The 20,067-nt window shown below is 68.0% G+C and carries 16 protein-coding genes; 6 read left to right on the forward strand and 10 right to left on the reverse strand.

The window, feature by feature from the left end; genetic code table 11:
• Window positions 1-3 precede the first annotated feature (3 nt).
• Window positions 4-1,263, reverse strand: coding sequence for an efflux RND transporter periplasmic adaptor subunit (locus tag ABD693_RS09455; RefSeq protein ID WP_344696815.1), 1,260 nt, complete (start codon window positions 1,261-1,263; stop codon window positions 4-6).
• Window positions 1,264-1,476: 213 nt separating this feature from the next.
• Between ABD693_RS09455 and ABD693_RS09460 the strand changes: the two genes are divergently transcribed.
• Window positions 1,477-2,487, forward strand: a complete 1,011-nt coding sequence (locus tag ABD693_RS09460; protein WP_344696816.1) for a glycosyltransferase family 2 protein — start codon at window positions 1,477-1,479, stop codon at window positions 2,485-2,487.
• Entirely contained in the window at window positions 2,484-3,611 is a 1,128-nt protein-coding gene (locus ABD693_RS09465; RefSeq protein WP_344696817.1) for a hypothetical protein, read from the forward strand. The genes ABD693_RS09460 and ABD693_RS09465 overlap by 4 nt, the downstream gene beginning before the upstream one ends.
• Window position 3,612: 1 nt before the next feature.
• On the opposite strand, the gene ABD693_RS09470 is transcribed toward ABD693_RS09465, so the two are convergent.
• The 4 genes from ABD693_RS09470 to ABD693_RS09485 are packed head-to-tail and all read right to left on the reverse strand — an operon-like array spanning window position 3,613 to window position 9,278.
• Window positions 3,613-4,368: a molybdopterin-dependent oxidoreductase gene (locus ABD693_RS09470; protein ID WP_344697610.1), complete on the reverse strand. Its 756-nt coding sequence runs from the start codon at window positions 4,366-4,368 to the stop codon at window positions 3,613-3,615.
• A gap of 8 nt (window positions 4,369-4,376) precedes the next feature.
• Window positions 4,377-5,261 (reverse strand): cytochrome b/b6 domain-containing protein, encoded by an 885-nt coding sequence (locus ABD693_RS09475; RefSeq protein WP_344696818.1) that lies wholly within the window; start codon window positions 5,259-5,261, stop codon window positions 4,377-4,379.
• 41 nt (window positions 5,262-5,302) lie between these two features.
• Window positions 5,303-7,693: a YbcC family protein gene (locus ABD693_RS09480; RefSeq protein ID WP_344696819.1), complete on the reverse strand. Its 2,391-nt coding sequence runs from the start codon at window positions 7,691-7,693 to the stop codon at window positions 5,303-5,305.
• 19 nt (window positions 7,694-7,712) lie between these two features.
• Window positions 7,713-9,278 (reverse strand): proton-conducting transporter transmembrane domain-containing protein, encoded by a 1,566-nt coding sequence (locus tag ABD693_RS09485; protein WP_344696820.1) that lies wholly within the window; start codon window positions 9,276-9,278, stop codon window positions 7,713-7,715.
• 98 nt (window positions 9,279-9,376) lie between these two features.
• Between ABD693_RS09485 and ABD693_RS09490 the strand changes: the two genes are divergently transcribed.
• The 4 genes from ABD693_RS09490 (at window position 9,377) to ABD693_RS09505 (ending at window position 13,900) form a co-directional block, all read left to right on the forward strand.
• Entirely contained in the window at window positions 9,377-10,264 is an 888-nt protein-coding gene (locus tag ABD693_RS09490) for a LysR family transcriptional regulator (RefSeq protein WP_344696821.1), read from the forward strand.
• A 177-nt stretch (window positions 10,265-10,441) separates the two neighbouring features.
• Window positions 10,442-11,515 carry a recombinase RecA gene (gene recA / locus ABD693_RS09495; protein WP_344696822.1) on the forward strand — a complete coding sequence of 358 codons (1,074 nt, stop codon included), beginning with the start codon at window positions 10,442-10,444 and terminating at the stop codon, window positions 11,513-11,515.
• A gap of 164 nt (window positions 11,516-11,679) precedes the next feature.
• The gene (locus ABD693_RS09500; RefSeq protein WP_344696823.1) at window positions 11,680-12,444 is read left to right on the forward strand and encodes an SIMPL domain-containing protein; all 765 of its coding nucleotides are present in this window, start codon (window positions 11,680-11,682) and stop codon (window positions 12,442-12,444) included.
• 31 nt (window positions 12,445-12,475) lie between these two features.
• On the forward strand, window positions 12,476-13,900 hold the full coding sequence (locus ABD693_RS09505) for an NAD-dependent succinate-semialdehyde dehydrogenase (RefSeq protein ID WP_344696824.1): 1,425 nt from the start codon (window positions 12,476-12,478) through the stop codon (window positions 13,898-13,900).
• Window positions 13,901-14,150: 250 nt separating this feature from the next.
• On the opposite strand, the gene ABD693_RS09510 is transcribed toward ABD693_RS09505, so the two are convergent.
• From ABD693_RS09510 to ABD693_RS09530, 5 genes are all read right to left on the reverse strand, one after another.
• The gene (locus ABD693_RS09510; RefSeq protein WP_344696825.1) at window positions 14,151-14,603 is read right to left on the reverse strand and encodes a hypothetical protein; all 453 of its coding nucleotides are present in this window, start codon (window positions 14,601-14,603) and stop codon (window positions 14,151-14,153) included.
• 245 nt (window positions 14,604-14,848) lie between these two features.
• A complete protein-coding gene (locus tag ABD693_RS09515) occupies window positions 14,849-15,652 on the reverse strand; it encodes an alpha/beta hydrolase (RefSeq protein ID WP_344696826.1) in 804 nt (267 codons plus the stop codon).
• A 150-nt stretch (window positions 15,653-15,802) separates the two neighbouring features.
• Complete coding sequence (locus tag ABD693_RS09520; protein ID WP_344697611.1) at window positions 15,803-17,293, reverse strand: TadA family conjugal transfer-associated ATPase; 1,491 nt, start codon at window positions 17,291-17,293, stop codon at window positions 15,803-15,805.
• Between the two features lie 88 nt (window positions 17,294-17,381).
• A complete protein-coding gene (locus ABD693_RS09525) occupies window positions 17,382-18,881 on the reverse strand; it encodes an ArnT family glycosyltransferase (RefSeq protein ID WP_344696827.1) in 1,500 nt (499 codons plus the stop codon).
• 15 nt (window positions 18,882-18,896) lie between these two features.
• Window positions 18,897-20,012 carry a glycosyltransferase gene (locus tag ABD693_RS09530; protein ID WP_344696828.1) on the reverse strand — a complete coding sequence of 372 codons (1,116 nt, stop codon included), beginning with the start codon at window positions 20,010-20,012 and terminating at the stop codon, window positions 18,897-18,899.
• Window positions 20,013-20,067 lie beyond the last annotated feature (55 nt).

Below are 20,067 nucleotides of genomic sequence, written 5' to 3' on the forward strand. Positions count from 1 at the left end.
GTGCTAGCGCCCGCCGCCGCCGCTGCGCGCGCCACCGCCAGCACCGGCCGCACCTGCCTGACCCGGCGGCGGCGGCGCGATCTTCTGCGCCGCGCTGGCCGGCACCGGCTTGATCGGCGCCTTGTCCTTGAGCGTTCCCAGACCTTGCGTGATCACCTTGTCGCCGGGCTTGATCCCGCCGGTGATGACCCAGTCGGTGCCATAGGTCCGCTCGGCCACCACCTTGCGTCGTTCGGCCCGGTTCTGCGGACCGACCACGAACACGAAGGCGTCACCGCCGATGTCGCGCTGGACCGCGCTTTGCGGAAGGAGGATGGCATTGGGAGTCACCGCCTGGGTGAAGAAGGCCTTCACGAACGACCCCGGAAGAAGCGTGCCCTGCGGATTGGGGAAGCTCGCGCGGAGCGTTACCGTGCCGGTGCTTTCGTTCACCACCACTTCGGAGAACTGGACGGTGCCGGTGTAGCCATAGTCGCTGCCGTCATCGAGCTTGAGCCGGACCTGCGTGCTTCCGGGGGTCACCCCGCCGCTCGCCAGCGATCGGCGGAGCGTGGTCAGGTCGGCGGCCGACTGCTGGATATCGACATAGATGGGATCGGTGCGCTGGATCACCGCCAGCGGGTCGGTCTGGTTCGAGCTGACCAGCGCGCCCTGAGTGAAGAGCGAGCGACCGATCCGCCCGCTGATCGGCGCCTTGACCGTGGTGAAGCGCAGGTTGATCCGCGCGGTCTCGAGCGCGGCATTGCCCTGCGCGACCGAGGCGGTAGCCTGCCGGGCCTGCGCGGCGGCGTCGGTATATTCCTGCTGGCTGACCGCCTCGATCTGCGCGAGCGGGCGGTAGCGATTGGCCTTGGCGCGGGCGGCTTCCGCGGCGGCGCGGGCGCTGGCGACATTGGCCGAGGCTTGGTTGACCGCGGCGCGGTAGAGGCTCGGATCGACCTGGTAGAGCGGCTGGCCCTGCCGGACGTAGGAGCCTTCGGTGAATAGGCGACGCTGGATGAGGCCGCTGATCTGCGGTCGCACTTCGCTGGTCTCGTAGGCGACCGCGCGGCCGCCGAGCTCGGAGACCAGAGGGACCGAGGTGGTCGTCGCGGTGATGAAGCCCACCTGTGTCGGTCGCCCGCCGGCACCGCCACCCGGTCCGCCGCGTTCCTGCGCGCTCGATTGGTCGCTGCACGCGCTCAAGGTGCCGAGCATGAGCCCGCCACTGGCGATAAGAAGGATGAATTTGGCGGCCGGCAGCCCAAGCGCCCTGGTCGTCATCAAATCTGTTTTCTTCCGCAACCTGACATTCGGTAGCCGTCCTAACGACGGCTGCCCGACATGGCTCCCCCCCGATTGCCGCCACTGGTCGAAAAGCCGTGTGCGACGGATTGAGAAGATGAACCCTTTTTCACTCCCGTCCGGGCCGGTTTGTCACTATCCGGGAACCAAAGGCGGGCAGTCGCTCGTCTAAATTTCTCTCAACGGTCGTCGATGTCGTCTCCGCAAGTTTCCGTCCTGATCATCGTCTACAACCGCGAGCGTTTCGTCGGTCAGGCGGTGCGAAGCGTTCTCGGGCAGAGCTTTGGCGACTTCGAATGCGTCGTGGTGGACGATGGATCGACCGACTGCACGGTCGAGGTGGTGCGTGCAATCAACGACCCCCGGCTGAAGCTCGTCGTCCAGCCGCGCAACGCCGGGATCCCGGTCAGTCGCAACCTCGCGCTCGACGAGGCTCGGGGTGAATATATCGCGTGGCTCGACAGCGACGACGTCTGCCTTCCCGATCGCCTGGCGGTGCAGCGCACGTTCCTCGAGCGTCACCCCGACATCGACCTCGTCGGAAGCGCGGCGCGGACCGTGACCGAAACCGGGCGGCGCCGGCCCGGCGGGCGGATCCAGCCCGAGCGGCACGAGCAGATCAGGCCGCTGCTCCTGTTCCGCTCGCCCTTCCAGCAATCCTCGGTCTTCGGCCGCGCCGACGCGATCAAGGCGGTGCCCTACGATCCCACCTTCCCGGTGTGCGAGGACGTCGACATGTTCGCCCGTTTTTCCGAGCATTACCGGGTTGCGAACCTGCCGCGTTTCCTGGTCGAGCGACGGGTCCATGGCGGCCAGACCATCCGCAGCAACGTCGAGCCGATCGTCGCCATGCAGTCGCGGATCAGCGCCCGCTTCCTCGATGCCATGGGCGTCGACCATTCGCCCGAGGACCTTCGCCGCCACGTCCTCCTCGGCGGCTCGTTCAACAATGCGATCTGCGACGAGCTGCTGGCCTGGGCGGAAGGGTGGCTGCGCCGTCTCAAGGAGGCCAATCGCGCGAGCCGCCTGTTCGACGAGGCGGCCTTCGCGGCCTGCATCGACCGGGTCTACATCAAGGCGGCGCGGCGGCTGATCGGCGCCGACGTCGGCTCGGTTGCGCGCTTTGGCGGCCGCGCCTGGCGCCACCGCTCGGCCATCCTGCCCCTGATGAAGGCCGACCTCCTTCCTTTCGCCAAAAGATGAGCGGCCCGGTCCGCATCGCCTTTCCGCTGATCGGCGGCGGCCACCAGGCCTATCACACCGTGCCCGTCGCCTGCGCCTTGTCGCAACGGCCCGGCGTCGAGGTCGTGGTGTTCGCGGGCGATTCCACCGTCCGCGCGGTCGCTGAGGAGATTGCCGGTAACCTCCCGGGCTCGACGGTCCGCTTCAGCGAATTGCGCCGCTCGAAGCTCGCCGACGGGCTCGGGAGCCTGCTCGGCAAGTCGTCGCTCGGCAAGGAGCCGATGCTGTGGCGCAATCGGCGCGAGCTCGGCGCCTTCGACGCGATCGTCACGCCCGAAGTCACCTCGTCGCGCCTCCGTAGCATGGGCGTCACGAGCCCGAAGTTCATCTGTATCCCTCATGGCGCGGGCGACCGGGCGGTGTCGTTCGAGCCGCGTTTCCAGCGTTTCGACCGGCTGCTCGTTGCCGGCGACAAGACCGCGCGCCGGCTCGAGGAATCGGGCGTGCGCCCCGACCGCTTACGGATCACCGGCTACCCCAAGGCCGAATATGTTCTGCGGGTGGCGGCGAGCCGGCCGCCGCTCTTCGCCAACGACCGCCCGACCGTCCTCTACAATCCCCATTTTCTCGGCCGGTTGTCGTCGCTCGGGCAGGCCGAGGCGATCGCCCGCGCGATCATCGAGCAGACCGAGTTCAACCTCGTCCTCGCGCCGCACATCCGGGCGTTCGAGGATGCCGACGCTTCGACGCGTGCCCGCTGGCAAGCGCTCGCCATTCCCGGCCGGGTGATCGTCGACACGGGTTCCGAAAAGCTCATCGACATGAGCTACACCGCGGCCGCCGACATCTATCTCGGTGACGTCTCGAGCCAGGTCTATGAATTCCTGCTGCTTGGCCTGCGCCCCTGCGTGTTCGTCGACGCGCACCAGGTCGATTGGCGGGACGACCCCGATTACGCCTTCTGGCGCCTTGGCGACGTCGTTTCGCCAGGCGATGCGGCTGCTGCGTGCCAACAGGCGCGGGCGCGCCACGCCGACTATCGCGTCGCGCAGGAGATGGCGGTGGCCGAGACATTCTCGCCGACCGCCGGTGCGGCGGCACGCGCAGCGGACGAGATCCTCGCCTGCGTCGCTGGCGGGGCTTAGCTCAGATCCCCGCGTACCAGGCGTAATCGGCGCGATCTTCCCAGAAGCCGCCCTTGCCGAGATAGAGATTGTCGAGCCGGTCGCGCGCCTCGATCCGCATCACGAACTTGGCGTGCTTGTAACCCAGTTGCCGCTCGACCCGCAGCCGCACCGGCGCGCCGTGCGGGATTCCGAGCACGCCGCCGTTCATGTGCGTGGCGAGGATCGTCTGCGGATGAAAGGCGTCGTTCAGATCGATCGATTCATAATAAGGGTTGCCGCCGCTGTCGTCGGCGCAGTGAAAGACGATATATTTTGCCCGGCTCGACAGGCCCGCGGCGCGGAGCAGCGGGCCGAGCTGCGGCCCTTTCCATTCGCCGATCGCGCTCCACCCCTCGACGCAATTGTGCATGGTGATCTGCGAGCGCTGCGGGGCCTGGGCGAGCTGGCGGAGCGAGAGTTGCAGCGGCTTGGCGACCAGCCCGTCGATCACCAATCGGAAGTCCGCAAAGGCATTCGCCGCCAGCGCCTGATAGGCGGGCGAGGCGGGCATGCTGTTGCCGTTCACCCGGAACACCGGCGACATGTCGAGCCGGCTATATTCGCGCACCAGCGCATTCTCGCCGCCGACGACCCGCTGCGCGCCATAATGCAGCTTCTCGGCGCCCTCGAGGAAGCGGCGGAACTGCGGCTGGCTGTTGAGCTTGTCGCAGCCCGCGAGCGTCAGCCCGCCGCCACCCAGCGCCAGGCCGCGCAACAGGCCGCGACGGTCGAACATCGTGTCGCTCACGGCTCGGCCCTTTCCCTGGGAAGCCGGAAACGGCCGGTGATCATCGAGCGCACCTCATTGTAGGGACCCGCCAGCACCACCATCGCGATGTGGACGAGGAAGAAGGCGACGAGCCCGAAGGCGGCGAGGAAGTGCAGCGAGCGCGCCGACTGCCGGCCGCCGAACAGGTCGAGCAGCGGGGAAAGCCCGCTCACCAGCGCGGGGCTCATCGTCATGCCGGTCAGGATGACGAGCGGCAGCAGGAAGAACAGCACCGAGGCGTAGGCGAGCTTCTGAAGGATGTTGTAGCGCAGCGCCGCCTCGCCGGTCGGGAAGCGCAGCCGGGCATGCTCCTTGATGTCGTGCCAGATGTTGCGCGGCGCCATCTCGGCCGCACGGATCCGCAGGTCCTTCTGGAAGTGCCGATTGACCAGCGAGACGATGCTGTAGGCGAGCAGCCCGAGGCTCAGCAGCCAGGCGAAGGCGAGGTGCCAGATGCGCGCATCGGCGAGGCTGTAGCTCGAGGGGATGGTCGCCCAGTGCGGAAAGGCGCGCCGCTGAATCGATCCGTCGGGCGCCTTCCAATAGCCCATGACGCCGGTCGTCTCGAGCTGCACCGGCCCGACCCTGAGATAGCCCTTGGTGGTCGTGCTGGTGACCTCGAGCCAGGCGCGGTCGGGATTGGCGCCATAGCTCCCCCAATAGAGCCGGGGATGCGCGTTGAAGATCATCAGCCCGCTCATCAGCATGACGAGCAGCGTCACCGCATTGGTCCAGTGCCACAGGCGGGTCGACAGCCGGTGCCGCTTGACGAGATCACCGCCGATGGGGTGATCGGCGTCGGCGACGGGCGCCGGTTCGGCGGCCGGCTCGGCGGAGGGCGGATCGAGGACCGTCGACATTGCGTGGCACTGTGCCACGGATCGCGGCCAAGCGACAGGGGTCAGGCGGCGACCAGATCGTCCTTGGGAATTACAGCGCCCTCGACGGCTTTCCACTGGCCTTCGCCGACGTAGCGCCACGCCAGCTGGCCGCGGTCGTCGAGCGCGATGAGATGTAGCCACTTGTTGTCGAACAGCGCGGCGACCCCCGGGTGGCGGGCGAGAATGTTCGCGATCGCCTCGCGCGGGGCTTCGACCAGCACCGAAAGGCGGAGCGGTTCGTGGATGAGCCGCTCGCCGTCGGTCACGCTCTGCAGCGGCAGGCCCGAGCGGAGCAGCCCGCCATTGCCCTCGACCACCCCGATCCCGCCGGTGACATTGTGGAGGAGCTTGTTGCCCGCGCCGAAGAGGTCGGGCGCGACGCTCGATCCGTAATATTGCAGGCTGATCCAGCTGGCGACGACGACGGGCGCGGTGAGGATGAGCTCGAGGGTCGCGAAGCCCTCGTCGGCGCGCCAGTCGTAATCGTGGAGGAAGGCGCGGCCGGCGAGGTCCTTGCCCCGCGTGCGATCGCGCGGCGCGGCGACAAAGGCTTGGCAGCCTGCCAGCGCCCATTCGGGCCGAAGCTCGGCCCAGTTGCGCGCGCGGGCAGCGACGTCGAGGGCGGTGACGGCGCGAGGCAATCGGGCCGCCCGCTCGGTCGCCGCGACCATCCCCGCGCTCGCCAGCCAGCGTCTGGCCTGCGCGATCGCCTCGGCATGAGCGGGCGAGACATGGTCGTCGGTATAGAGCGTCACCGCGTCGGTCGTCGTGTCGTGAAGCGCGCCGAGGAACAGGGTGTCGTCGGGAACCGCGATTCCGCGTGCCGCGAGGCCGATTCGCACCGCGGGGTCGTTCAGAAGCCCCGCGAGGAGCCGCGCATTGACCTCACCCGACGCGCCGCCGCACGCCCCGCAATGCAGTGCGCTCGCATGCGGATTATTGACGACATTGGCGCCGTGACCCGCGAGCAGCACGAGCGGAGCGAAGTCACGCGTCAGACCCATGGCGCCGAGGATGATTGCGGCCATGCCGGTCCGGTCCTCGGGCGAAAGGTCCGGGGTGAAGCGCGGCACGGGGTCGTTCGGCGTCGTCCGCCGGCCAATCCCGAGGCCGTCGCGAACCAGTTTGGCGGCATAGAGCGGGCCCGCCGCCTCGACGAAAGCGAAGGACGAAACTGCCGCGAGCCGGAAGCGCCCCCAGGCACGGCGCGCGCGGCTGGCGATCCGCCGCATCCGGTCGGCGGGGCTGCCGTGCCCGGCTTCGCTCTGCACGGCCGGAGTGAGCAACACCGGAAGGCGGTGCTCGGTCACGTCCGATCCCAGCGGGCGATGGCCCGTCGCGATTCCGAAAAAGCCTGCGAAGCCCAGCGTCCGGATTCCGGGGTCGCAGCCCTCGAGCGCGCGGCGGAACACTTCCGAACGGACGTCGATGCAGAAGGCCGCCTGCAATGTCGGCCTACCCGCCGATGCGGCGCGGGCCGGGGCGGCGAAGACGGCGGCAAGGCGACGCTGCGCGGCCCGTTCGGCGGCCTCCTGGAGGATCGAGTCGACGATGTCGTCCGCGCTCGGCCGCAGCGGTTCGGCACAGGCTTTCACGGTCGCCGCCCACAGCGACTCGATTTCCGCGCCATATTGGCCGGCAAGCGCGAGCTCGAAGGCGAGCAGGATGGCGACGAGGTCGGTGCCCGTGCGGTCGCTCTTGCCGCCGAGTTCGGCCTGCCACAGCCGGTAGCGCGCGACTTGTCCCCAGCCCGCCGTTCCGACGAGGAGGCGGTGGAAGTACGCCGGCAGGGCGGTCTCGCTCAGCCCGAGCCGGGTCGCGGCGAACGCCATCGCTTCCGCGCGCTCCTCGGGCAGGTCGGCGACGAGCGCGGCGAAGCCGCGCAGGCCGGCAATCTCGGGGGTGAGGTCATGGCTTGCATACAGCCGCCACGCGGCGAATGCGCCCTTGGCCGGCGTGGTCGGCCACAGCGCCTGGCCCGCATCGAAATAGGTCGCGGCCCAGTGGCTGAAGCGCGCGGCGACCAGCGCCGGCCAGTCGATCCCCGATGCGCCCGCGGCGAGGTCGGCGACCGTCGGAACGGCCTGCGGTGCCGCGCGCGGCGTCTTGAGGGCAGTCTTCACCGCGGCGAGGGTCGGTCGTCCGGCAACCGGCGCCGCCTCGAGCGCGGCGACCAGATCGGCCTCCTCGATCGCGCCGCTCGCGATCCGCTCCGCGAACCAGGCGCGCGGCATGGTCACCGCGACCCCGCTTGCCTTGCCCCAGCGCGCGGCGGCCAGCGGCAGCGACTCGTGCGCCTGACCGAGGAACGGGTTCACCGCGACCGAGGTAGCGAGGGGCCACAAGGGCGGGATCGCGCGGATCGCCGCATCGGCGGCAGCGAGGATCGTGGCGGGGCTGAGCTGGGTCATAAGCTTGTCCTTCGAGGCGTCAGGCGGCGGTGCGGGGCCGTCGCCAGCCGCCGAGCAGGCGGTCGAGCGCGGCATTGACGTAGAGCCCGTTCGAGAGGTGGACGCGAAGACCCGCGGCGGCGGGATGCATCGCCCACAAGGGGAACAGCGCCTGCGCGACCCCCACCAGTCCGAAGCTCAGCACGGCGAGCGCCAGCAACGTCCATTCGAGCGGCCCGGGAAGGGGCGGCGGTGGAAGCGTTCCGCGCGTCAGCCATTCGGCCACGCTCTGCAGCGCGAAAGAGGCGAAGGCGGTCGCCGCCGAGTAGAGCGCGGTTCGCCGGGTCAGGAGTGCGGGCGCCTTGTCCGCGAACCCCTGCGCGAGGAGATAGGCGACCCCGAACACCAGGATCGCGCCGAGCGTGAAGGCCTGCGCGCTCTTGTGCTCGATGCCGATCGTCAGGCCGAACAGGGCACCGATCGCCGCATAGATGGCGAGAGCAGCGAGGAATGCCCGCCCGACCGCCGCGCCGCTCGGCACGGCCACCGGCCCCGGCCGCCGGATCGCGGCGACCTGCTCGACCGCATTGCCCGAGGCGAGAAAGGCGTGAGCCTTGTAGAGCGAGTGGGCGACGATGTGCAGCAGTGCGAGCGGGAAGAGGGCGAGCCCGCACTGCAGGATCATGAAGCCCATCTGCGCCACGGTCGACCAAGCGAGAGAGGTCTTGACCGCTGGCTGTGTCAGCATGACCGCCGCGCCGAAGATCGCAGTGAAGCCGCCGACGATCGCCAGCACCGCCAGCGTGCCGGGGGCGCCCAGCATCACGTCGGCGAAGCGGATGAGGAGAAAGCCCCCGGCATTGATGACCCCGGCGTGGAGCAGCGCCGATACCGGGGTCGGCGCCTCCATCACCTCGGTCAGCCATCCGTGCGTCGGGAATTGCGCCGACTTGAGCAAGGCAGCCAGGGCGAGCAGCGGCGCGACGCCGACGAGCAGGCTTCCGCCGCGCGCCGCCGCAATGACGGTCGCAATGTCGGTCGTTCCGGTGCCTGCGATCATCAACGCCACCGCCAGCAGCATCGCTGCTCCGCCGATCGACGAGAACAACGCCTTCTTGCGCGCCGCCCGCCGCGCCGCGGGTCGCTCGGCGTAGAAGAGGAGCAGGCGGTGGAGGCACATGCTGGTTGCGATCCAGGCGGCGACGAGCTGGACGAGGTTGCCGGCCTGGACCAGCAACAGCACCGCCGCCACCGCCGCGCACAGCCAGCCGGTGAAGGCGCCCTGCCGCGCCTCGCCGTCGAGGTAGGTGCGGGTGAAGCGGATCACGATCCAGCCGACGAAGCTCACCAGCAGCAGCATCGTCACGCTCACCGCATCGATCCGCGCCGACAGGCCGATCCCCGCGCTGCCGAGAAGCGGGCTCGTCACCGGCCCGCCAGCAACCAGCAGGGCACACGTCCCGATGGCGGCGAGCAGCGCCAGGAAGGCTGCCACTTCCGCAAGTGCAGGCACGTGTCGCGGGCGCCGGCCGGGCTGAAGGGCAGCCAGCAGCGCCGCGATGCCCAGGAGCGTGGGGGCGGCGAGGGGAAGAAGTTCGATCGGCAAGAGCGTCTCCGGGCGGCTGGTCCTTGCCCGCAGCTACGTCGCAACCCTTATCCTGATAAATGCATTGTTCTCGCGATACCGTTAGGTAAAAACGAACGATGGCCGCGATCAACTACAATCACCTGCGCTACTTCTGGGCAGTGGCGCATGACGGAAATCTCACCCGTACCGCCGAGCGATTGAACGTCACCCAGTCCGCCTTGTCGGTGCAGATCCGAAAGCTCGAGGAGCGGCTCGGCCATCCCTTGTTCGAACGGCGCGGCCGCCAGCTCCACCTGACCGAGGCCGGACGGATCGCGCTCGACCATGCCGACAGTATCTTCGCGGCCGGCGACGAGCTTGTCGCGACCCTTGATCAGCGCGGAACCGTGCGACAGGCGCTTCGGGTTGGCGCGCTCGCTACGCTGTCGCGCAATTTCCAGATGGAGTTCCTGCGCCCGCTCTTCGGCCGCGACGACGTCGAGATCATCCTGCGCTCCGGCAGCCAGGCCGAGCTCCTTCGCGGGCTCGAAGCGCTCAGCCTCGACGTGGTCCTCGTCAACCGCCCGCCGTCGAGCGACGCGCTCAACCCCTTCGTGTCGCACCGGGTGACCGAGCAGCCCGTCAGCCTGTTCGGCACGCCGGCGCGGCTCGCGGGAGCCGGGGAGGGGGCGGGGCTCGCCGCGCTCCTCGCCCACTGCCCGGTCGTCTTGCCCACCGCCGAAAGCGAGGTGCGCAGTGATTTCGACGCGCTGATGGATCGCATCGGCGTCCGCCCGCAGATCGCCGCCGAAGTCGAGGACATGGCGATGCTCCGCCTCCTGGCGCGCGAGGACGTGGGCCTCGCCGTCCTCCCGCCGATCGTGGTCAAGGATGAGATTGCCGCCGGCACGTTGGTCGAGGCCGAGCGGATGCCCGGCATCGCCGCGCGCTTCTACGCCGTGACGATCGAGCGGCGCTTCCCCCATCCGCTCGTCCGCGAACTTGTTTCCGCACTGGGCCGCTGAACCGCCCTTTTGCATTGCCTTTCAGCGGCTGGAGGCTAGACTGGCGGCGCTCGGCTAACCCGTGTCGTGCCCATCCTCGATGACGCATCTGTTCTCCCCTTGTTCCACGAGAACAGAATGTGTACATATGTCCGCATCGGAGGCATTTGCCGCCAGCGGACGAAGAGGGACTAGGGCATGGCTATGCAGCTGAAAGTCGTTTCCATGGGCGGGGATTCAATGACGGTTGACAGGCAGAAGGCGCTCGACGCCGCATTGGCGCAGATCGATCGCGCGTTCGGCAAGGGCTCGGCGATGAAGCTGGGCGAGAAGCCCAAGATGGAGGTCGAGGTGATCTCGACCGGCAGCCTCGGGCTCGACATTGCGCTGGGCGTCGGCGGCCTGCCGCGCGGCCGCGTGATCGAGATCTACGGGCCGGAAAGCTCGGGCAAGACCACGCTTGCGCTCCACACCATCGCCGAGGCGCAGAAGACCGGCGGCACCGCGGCCTTTGTCGATGCCGAACACGCGCTCGACCCCGCCTACGCCAAGAAGCTCGGCGTCAACATCGACGAACTGATCGTCAGCCAGCCCGACACGGGTGAGCAGGCGCTCGAGATCGTCGACACGCTGGTTCGCTCGAACGCGATCGACGTTCTGGTGGTCGATTCGGTCGCCGCGCTCGTGCCCCGCGCCGAGATCGAGGGCGAAATGGGCGACAGCCACGTCGGCCTCCAGGCCCGCCTGATGAGCCAGTCGCTGCGCAAGCTCACCGGCTCGATCAGCCGCTCGCGCTGCATGGTGATCTTCATCAACCAGCTGCGCATGAAGATCGGCGTCATGTACGGCAATCCCGAAACGACGACGGGCGGCAACGCGCTCAAGTTCTACGCGAGCGTGCGCCTCGACATCCGTCGCACCGGGCAGATCAAGGACCGCGACGAGATCGTTGGCAACGCGACCCGCGTGAAGGTCGTCAAGAACAAGGTCGCGCCGCCGTTCAAGCAGGTCGAGTTCGACATCATGTATGGCGAGGGCGTCAGCAAGATCGGCGAGATCCTCGACCTCGGCGTCAAGGCCGGGGTGGTCGAGAAGTCGGGCGCCTGGTTCAGCTACGACTCGATCCGCATCGGCCAGGGTCGCGAGAATTCGAAGACCTACCTCAAGGAAAACCCCGAGATCACGGCCAAGATCGAAGCCGCCATCCGTCGCGGCAAGGACGAGATTGGCGACGCGCTGATGGTCGGTCCGGGCGAGGAAGACGACAACTGAGCCGCCTGCGGCATCAGCGACGATGATCGGGACCCCGGGGCGGCGACGCTTCCGGGGTCCTTTTCATTCACAGGCTGAACGCCGCCCGCAAAATTCGTTAAGCCGCGAGAACGGTTCTCGCGATTAGGCGTTGGCGCATCAATGTCTCCTTCGGAAGGAACGCCATGCGTCTGCTCTTTGCCCTGACCCTGCTCAGCCTCCCCACCATCGCCGCCGCGCAGGTGCTGCCGCAGTCGACCATCGCCGAGATGGCGACCACGCCACTGGTCAAGCTCCAGATCTCCGAGAACCTGCGCACCCCGCCCGACGAGGCGAGCATCACCGTCGGCACGCAGGCCCGCGCCCAGACCGCCACCGCTGCGGCCGCCGCCAACAAGGCCAAGACCGAGAAACTGCTCGCCACCATCCGCGCCGCCGGCATCCGCGAGCGCGACATCCAGACGCAGGGCATCCAGCTCAGCCCCGAGTACAATTACGTCAACGATCCCGCGACGGGCCGCGGCCGGCAGGTCTTCAACGGCTACGTCGCGAGCAACTCGATCCAGATCAAGACGCGCGACATCCCGAAGCTCACTGCGCTCCTCGACACGCTGACCACCGCCGGCGCGGACAGCGTCTACGGACCCAATTTCTCGATCGCCGACCCGCTCCCGCTGCGCGCCGAAGCCCGCAAGCGTGCGCTGGTGCGTGGCGCTGCCGAAGCGCTCGAATATGCCCGCGCGCAAGGGTTTAGCCGTGTGTCGCTGCTCTCGGTCGAGGAGGGGACGAGCTATCGCGGCACCGACGTCATCGTCACCGCCTCGCGAGTCCAGTCGCAGATGGCCCCGCCGCCGCCGCCGCCCGTCGCTCCCGAACGTGACGGCATCGTCGCCCCGGGCCAGCTCGAGACCGGCGTGTCGCTGGGGCTGATTTACCGGATGGAGCGTTAGGGCCTCCGAACTTCAAACCAAGGGAATGACGATGGCAGACGGCGAGCGCATGGGCATGGTGACGGCGACCAATCCCGCCACGGGCGAGAAGGGGAAGTCCTATCAGGCCCATGACCTCGCCGTCGCCCGCGAGGCGGCGCGCAAGGCCCACGAAGCGCAGCGCGAGTGGCGCCGCACGAGCTTCGAGGAGCGCGCCGCCGTCATCCGCAAGGCCGGCGAGCTGCTCCGCGCGCGGGCCGACGATTATGCTGCGCTGATGACCGCCGAGATGGGCAAGACCCTGACCGAGGGCCGCGCCGAGGTCGAGAAATGCGCCACGCATTGCGACTGGTTCGCGGCCCATGCCGAGGGTTATCTCGCCGACGAGCCGGTCGACCTCGACGGCAAGGCCGAGGCTTTCGTCACCTTCAATCCCGTCGGCGTCGTCCTGGCGGTGATGCCGTGGAACTTCCCCTTCTGGCAGGTGATCCGCTTCGCCGCGCCGGCGCTGATGGCGGGCAATGGCGCGCTGCTCAAGCATGCAAGCAACGTCCCCGGCTGCGCGCTGGCCATCGAAGAGCTGCTCCATGACGCCGGCGTGCCCCACGACCTGTTCCGCACGCTCATCCTGCCGAGCAAGGACATTGCCGGGCTGATCGAGGACCAGCACATCGCCGCCGTCACGCTGACCGGCAGCGTCGCTGCGGGCAAGAGCGTCGCGGCCGCGGCGGGCGGGGTGCTCAAGAAGTGTGTACTCGAACTCGGCGGCTCGGACGCCTATCTCGTGCTCGAGGATGCTGATGTCGCCGCCGCTGCCAAGGTCGCCGCCGCCGCGCGGATGGTGAACGGCGGGCAGAGCTGCATCGCGGGCAAGCGCTTCATCGTGGTGGCCTCGATCAAGCCGCAGTTCGAGACCGCGCTGGTCGAGGCGATGCGCGCCTTCGAGATGGGCGATCCGACCGACAAGGCGACCAAGCTCGGACCGATGCAGAGCATCGAGGCGCGCGACGAGATCGCCGAGCAGGTCGAGAAGAGCATCGCCAACGGGGCGAAGCTCCTCCTCGGCGGCGCCAAGCCCGACAAGCCCGGCGCCTGGTATCCCGCGACGGTGCTGACCGACGTCAAGGCAGGTCAGCCGGCGCATGACGAGGAGGTGTTCGGCCCCGTCGCCGCGATCATCGAGGCCAAGGACGAGGCCGACGCCATCCGGATCGCCAATGCCAGCGAGTTCGGGCTCGGCTCGGGCGTCCTTACCGGCGACCCCGACCGCGGGCGGCGCATCGCCCGCGACGAGCTCGAAGCGGGGATGAGCTTCGTCAATGACAACGTCCGCTCGGATCCGCGCATGCCCTTCGGCGGGGTCAAGCATTCGGGCTACGGCCGCGAATGCGCGAGCTACGGCATCCGCGAATTCGTCAACGTGAAGACCGTGCTGGTGAAGCCGGTGGAGGCGGCCAGCAAGGCCCGGGTCGAATAGGCGAGGGTCACGAAGGTCCAAGGGTGCGGGGGTCTGCCGGCAAGACAAAGGACCGAACGGTTGGCGGAATTGTACCATTCCGCAAATCTGAACAAGGTCCCGTTCCGTGACCCTGCCAATGCCCACGGCGGTATGGGATATAGTCTGGAAAGAGCCGACGGCGAACCGCTGCGGTACCTCAAGCAGGCGAAATCCTACTTTGCAAGGTGAGGCAGCGAAAGTTTGGCGAGGGCAGGAGGCTTGCGGCCGCCTAGCCTTCTTTCAGGGCCTTTCGGATGGCCGATGGAACGCGGACGAGGGCGGTCAGGATGTTCATGCCGTAGAGCCATGCGAAGGCCAGAGCGGCGTAGTTCAGACCGGCGGTCGCGCTTCCCGCAGCAAGGCCGAAGAAAAAGCATAGGACCGCTGCGAACAGGCAGAAAATGAGGGCATGGAGGCTGCGAAGTTGGTAGCGCAGCCGGCGTTCGTCGCGATCCCGCTCGATCCAAAATGTCCCTCGGTCGAAGATGACCAGCGCGAGCCAATTCGGTTCTGCAAAATTGCGCCAGAGGGGATCGTCGAACGCCACGTGATGGGCGCTGCGCTCGCTGACGGCCTTGCACTGCCGTTCAAGGAAATGCTGGATGCGGTCGAGTGTTGCGTCATCCGCGGCCGCGCCGGCCAATCGGAGCGAGCCGCGCAGGTGCCAGAACGCATCGAACATGGCGTGACGGCTATGCCGGGACGGTAACGACCGCAATGGGTCGGCGACAAGGACCGGAGTCAGGAAGAGGCAGAAGCGACCGACATGCTCGATGCCGAAGAGAAAGACGGCGACCGCAAGGACGAGGAGAGTCGCGAGACCCTGCCCGGGCATGGCTGATCGTGCGGTGGCGCCTCCCATAACGGGCAGGGTAGGGCGCCTGCCGATAGTCCGCAGTGGGTTGGCAATTTCGCCCGGCCGAGAATTCAGGCGCCGCCGTGGTGCTTCGCCAGCCAGGTGAGAATCGCCGACTGCGATTGGGGGAGATAAGCGAGTTCGTGGCCGGTGCCGGGAACGAGCATCAGCGCGGCGCGGGAGTTGGCGCCGGCGAGCCGCTGGCCGTGGCTGGCGTCGATCATGCGATCCTCGGTGCCATGCAGGAGGAGGATGGGCGCGCGCACCCGCGGGAGCTTGCCGGCATTGTCGAAGCGGTCGCGCACCAGCATTCGGGCGGGAAAGAAGCGGACATGCGCGGCAGCGACCTCGGGCAGGCTGGAGAAGCCCGAGATCAGGATCAGGCCGGCGACCGTGTGCGTGCTGGCAAGGTCGGTCGCGACCCCCGACCCGAGCGAATTGCCGACCAGGATGGTGCGGGCCGCCGGAACCTGCGCCCGGGCGAGCCAGTCGAGCGCCGCTTGCCCGTCGCGGACAAGCCCCTCCTCGCTCGGAGATCCGGGATTGCCACCATAGCCGCGATATTCGGGCAGCAGCAGGCCGTAGCCGGCCTCGGCCAGGCGGTCGGTCGCCGCGACCGCTCCGCGCAGGGTGTCGCCGTTGCCGTGGAAGAAGACGATCGTTGGCATGCCAGCGCGGGCTGGCTTGTAGCCGGCGACTAGCGTGAGCCCGTCGCTGGTCCTGAGTTCGACCGGCTGAAGGCCGGGGAGAAGCCGCTCGATATCCTCGCGTGCACGGGGCGCGGGATAGATGAAGGAGCGCTGCTCGAGAAACAGCAGCAAAGTGGCGGCGGCGTAGAAGCCGAGGACGATCAGGAGAAATGTGAGAAGCCGCATGGCGGGAGGATGATTGGTGGCGATGCCGCCCGCAATGGGTGCCGGGTTTGAAGGGCGCGCTGCCCGTGAGCGTGCGTTGGCGGACCCTCCACCATCCGCTTCGCGAACGGTCCCCCTCCCCATTGCGGTGCAAAGGGGAGGTCGAAGGTTTCAGAGGCAGGCCTCCAGATACGGCTGGTCGAAGCCGTACTGCTTGGCCTTGTCGAGCGTGTAGGGGCGCAGGCCCATGGCGCGATATTCGCCGATGATCTTGCCGTCGGCGGTCTCGTCCAGATATTCGAACTTGAACAGTTCCTGCGTGACGATGACCTCGCCCTCCATCCCGATCACCTCGGTGATGTTGGTAGTGCGGCGCGAGCCGTCGCGGAGGCGCTTCACCTGGACGATGAGGTCGACCGAGTCCGCGATCTGGCGACTGATCGCCTCCTTCGGGATCTTGATGTCGCCCATCATCACCATGTTCTCCATACGCGCGAGGCATTCGCGCGGGGAGTTGGAGTGGAGCGTCGCCATCGAGCCGTCGTGACCCGTGTTCATCGCGGCCAGAAGGTCGAAACACTCCTGGCCACGGATTTCGCCGAGGATGATGCGGTCGGGACGCATACGCAGCGCGTTGATGACGAGGTCGCGAATGGTGATCGCGCCTTGCCCCTCGAGGTTGGGCGGGCGGGTTTCGAGCGGGAGCCAGTGCGGCTGCTGGAGGCGGAGTTCGGCCGCGTCCTCGATGGTGATGACGCGCTCGCCCGGGTCGATCATCTTCGACAGGGCGTTGAGCATCGTCGTCTTGCCCGAGCCGGTACCGCCCGAGATGACGATGTTCATCCGCGCCGCGCCCGCGATCTTGAGGCAGGTCGCCATCTTCTCGCTCATCGAGCCGAAGCCACGCATCATGTCGAGCGTGATCGGCTTCTCCGAGAACTTACGGATGGAGATGGCGGTGCCCTTGAGGCTCAGGGGCGGGATGATGACGTTGACGCGGCTGCCGTCCTGGAGGCGGGCGTCGGCGAGCGGGGTGGTCTGGTCGACGCGGCGGCCGACCTTGTTCACGATCCGCTGGGCGATTTGGAAAAGATGCTCCTCGTCGCGGAACTGGATCTGGGCGAGCTGGAGCTTGCCCTTCTTTTCGATGAAGGTCTGGTCGGGGCCGTTGACCATGATGTCGCTGACTGCGGGGTCGGCGAGCAGCTCCTCGAGCGGCCCGAGGCCGAGAAGCTCGTCGACCAGCACCTTTTCCAGCGCGAACTGTTCGCGCCGGTTGAGATTGATCTTGAGCTCGGTGAGCACCTCCGAGATGATCGGACGGAATTCCTCGGCGAGCTCGTCCTTCCCGAGCGTCGCGGCCGCCTCGGGATCGACACGTTCGAGGAGGCGGGGGAGGACCTGTTCCTTGATCCGATGGACGCTGGCCTCGAAGCCCTCGACCCGCGACGAACCGGATTCGGCGCTCGCGTTCATGCGGTTGTTGAGGCGATCCATCGCGCCGACCGGGGCACCCGAAGGCTCGGATGCCGGTTCGGCGACGATCGCTTCGTCCTCGAGCGGCGGGAACTGGTCCCCGCCCGCACCGGACGGACCGCCCTTCATCGGGCGGGCGACACCGAAGCTGGGTCGTCCCCCGCCGCGCTTCCCGAATGCACTCATGCCGCTGCCAACCTTCATCGTGTTGAGGATGTTGACGTTGGTTGATGCCACGCAAACTTTTCTAAAAAGCTAATTGCCGCTGCGCTTCTTAACGGGCGGGGGCGGTTTTTCCGGCTTCGTCCACGCGCGACCAGATGACCAGGCTGACGAGGTTGCGCGGGGTCCGGCCGGGCAATTTGAAGACCGGGCGATAGTGACGGGCGAGTTCGCCGTCGACGAAGGCCTTGACCGACGGCGTGCGGCGCCAGTCTTCGTTCACGTCGGTGACGACCACGGTCGGCTCGTTCGCGAAGATGCGGCGGACCTCGGTCAGCTGGTCGATCCCGATGCCGTCGCGTTCGGCGTTGTCGTTCAAATGGTCGGGGAAGACGAAGCGGCTCATCCGGCAGGTCGGGGTCGCATCGTAGAAATAGGGGCGGCCCGAGACGAGGTAGAGGCAGCCGCCGCGCAGCTCGCGGTCGATGACGGCGGTGAGCGCGCGTGCCGCCTCGATGCGCTTGGCGTGCTTCTCGAAGGCGACCATGCCGCCGGTCGCGGTCGAGAGGAGCGCGATGGCGGCGGCGATCCACCAGCCGCGCGGGCGGGCGTAGAGGGTCGCGGCCGAAATGCTGAGCGGGACCATCAGCGGCAGCGCGTAATGGTCGAAGAAATAGGGGACGAAGAGATAGCCCGCGACCGCCGCGGCGATCCATCCGGCGATGAAGAGGTTGAGGTCGGTCCAGCCTTGTGCGCGGCGGCGGACCCACAGCCCCCACAACGCGATCAGGAGGACGGGGAGAAGCGCGCGGACGAGGACGACAAGACCGCGCTCGAGCGCGAGGCCGCCGACGGGATGCTTGCGGAAGATCGAAATGAAGTTGGCGAAGACAAAGGCCTCGCCATGGCCCGCGGCGACGTAGACGAGCAGGCAGGCGAGGGTGGGGGCGAGCGCGAGGAGGATCATCGCGGCGGCGCGCCAGGCGATGGCGGGGAGGCCGAGGCCAAGCCGGTGGAAGCGCCAGAGGAACGCGGCGCCGATGAAGCCGCCCTCGATGAAGCTGATCTGCTTCACCGTCATCGCCAGCCCGCACCACAGCATCGCGAGCAGGGCGCGGCGGGTGACGGCGCGCTGCTCCCCGGTCTCGAGCGACTGGACGAACAGGAGCGCTGCGCCGGCGATCAGGAGGTTGTAGAAGATCGGCGACTGGCCGGTCTGGCCGCCGAACATGGGCAGGCAGACGAGATAGGCGACGCCTGCGAGGAGGCCGCCCCAGTCGCTCGACAAGCGCCGCCCGATGCGCTGGACGACATAGGCGGTGGCGAGCGCGCACAGGCCGGCGACGAGCTGGACGCCTTGCACGGCATAAGCGCCCGACACGCCCGCGATGGCGGCATAGATGGCGAACAGGCCGACGGGCTTGCGATCCCAGATGTCGACATAAGGCCAGCCGCCCTGGAGCATGACCTTGCCGACGAGGAGATAGAATTCGTCGTCGACGTGGTTGACCGGGTCGCCGAAGGCCGCGCTTCGGCTGGCAAGGGCGACGATGGCGAGGACGAGCAGGACGAGCGCGGGCGACCAGCGCCGCTCGCCAAGGGTCAGGGTCATTATCTCAGGCCGTGGCTAGCGCCGGCTCCAGGTGAACCAGGCGCTGGCGACGTAATTCCAGACCGAGCCCACCACCGCGCCCGCAATTCCCGCGAGCCACCAATGATGCATGCTCTGGAAGACGAGGCTCCCGACGCCGACGTTGCCGACCGCGCCGAGCGCGCAGACGAGGTAGAAGCTCAACAGGCCCGTGAGCCACGCCGCCCCGCGCCGCTGGCGGTCGCGATAGGTGAGGCGGTTGTTGAGCGCATAATTGAAGGTCATGGCGGTGACGACCGCGCCGCCCTGCGCCCAGGCGAAGGGGAGGGAAAGGCCGTGGAGCAACCCGCCGAGGACGGCGAGGTGGACGAGGACACCGAGCGCCCCGATCGCGCCGAACATCAGGAGCTTCACGGGCACGTAGCGGCCGATCAGCTTGTCGAGCAGCAGTTCGCCATATTCGAGCGCGACCGCGGCATCGAGCTTGCTCTCGCCGCAGGTGCGGTCGCGGAACTCGTAGGGGACTTCGGCGACGTCGAGGCGGCGGGGCGCGCTGGCGACGAGGTCGAGGAGGATCTTATAGCCGATCGTCGAGAGGTTGGGGGCGGCGTCGAGCAGCACGTCGCGGCGGACGGCGAAGAAGCCGCTCATGGGATCGCTCAGCGGGGTCTTCATGATCGGGGCGGCGACGCGGGTGGCGAAACGGCTGATGCCGACGCGCTTCTCGTCCCACTGGCCGGTCGAGCCGCCCGCGCAATAGCGGCTGCCGACGGCGAGATCATGGCCATGGTGGGCGATGGCGGCGAAGAGCGGGGGGAGGCGGGTCTCGTCGTGCTGGAGGTCGGCGTCCATAACGACGATGACCGGGCTGCTGGTCGAGAGCGCGCCTTCGACCACGGCCGAGGCGAGACCGCGGCGGCCGATGCGGTGGATGAGGCGGATCCGGCGATCGCCCTGCGCCATCTCCGTTAGTCGCTGCCACGTGCCGTCGGTCGAATGGTCGTCGACAAAGACGACCTCCCATTCGATGCCGTCGAGGACGCGATCGATCCGCTCGACGAGTTCGCCGACATTCCCGACCTCGTTGAAGGTCGGAACGACGATGCTCAGTTCCAACGGATAGTTAACTGCCTCGACCGGCAGCGTTTTCACGAGTTGTAACACGTACTGGCTCCCCACCCCGGGAAGCCAAGGCTGTCGCCTGCCC

The organism is Sphingomonas rosea (assembly GCF_039538065.1).
Lineage (GTDB): Bacteria > Pseudomonadota > Alphaproteobacteria > Sphingomonadales > Sphingomonadaceae > Sphingomicrobium > Sphingomicrobium rosea.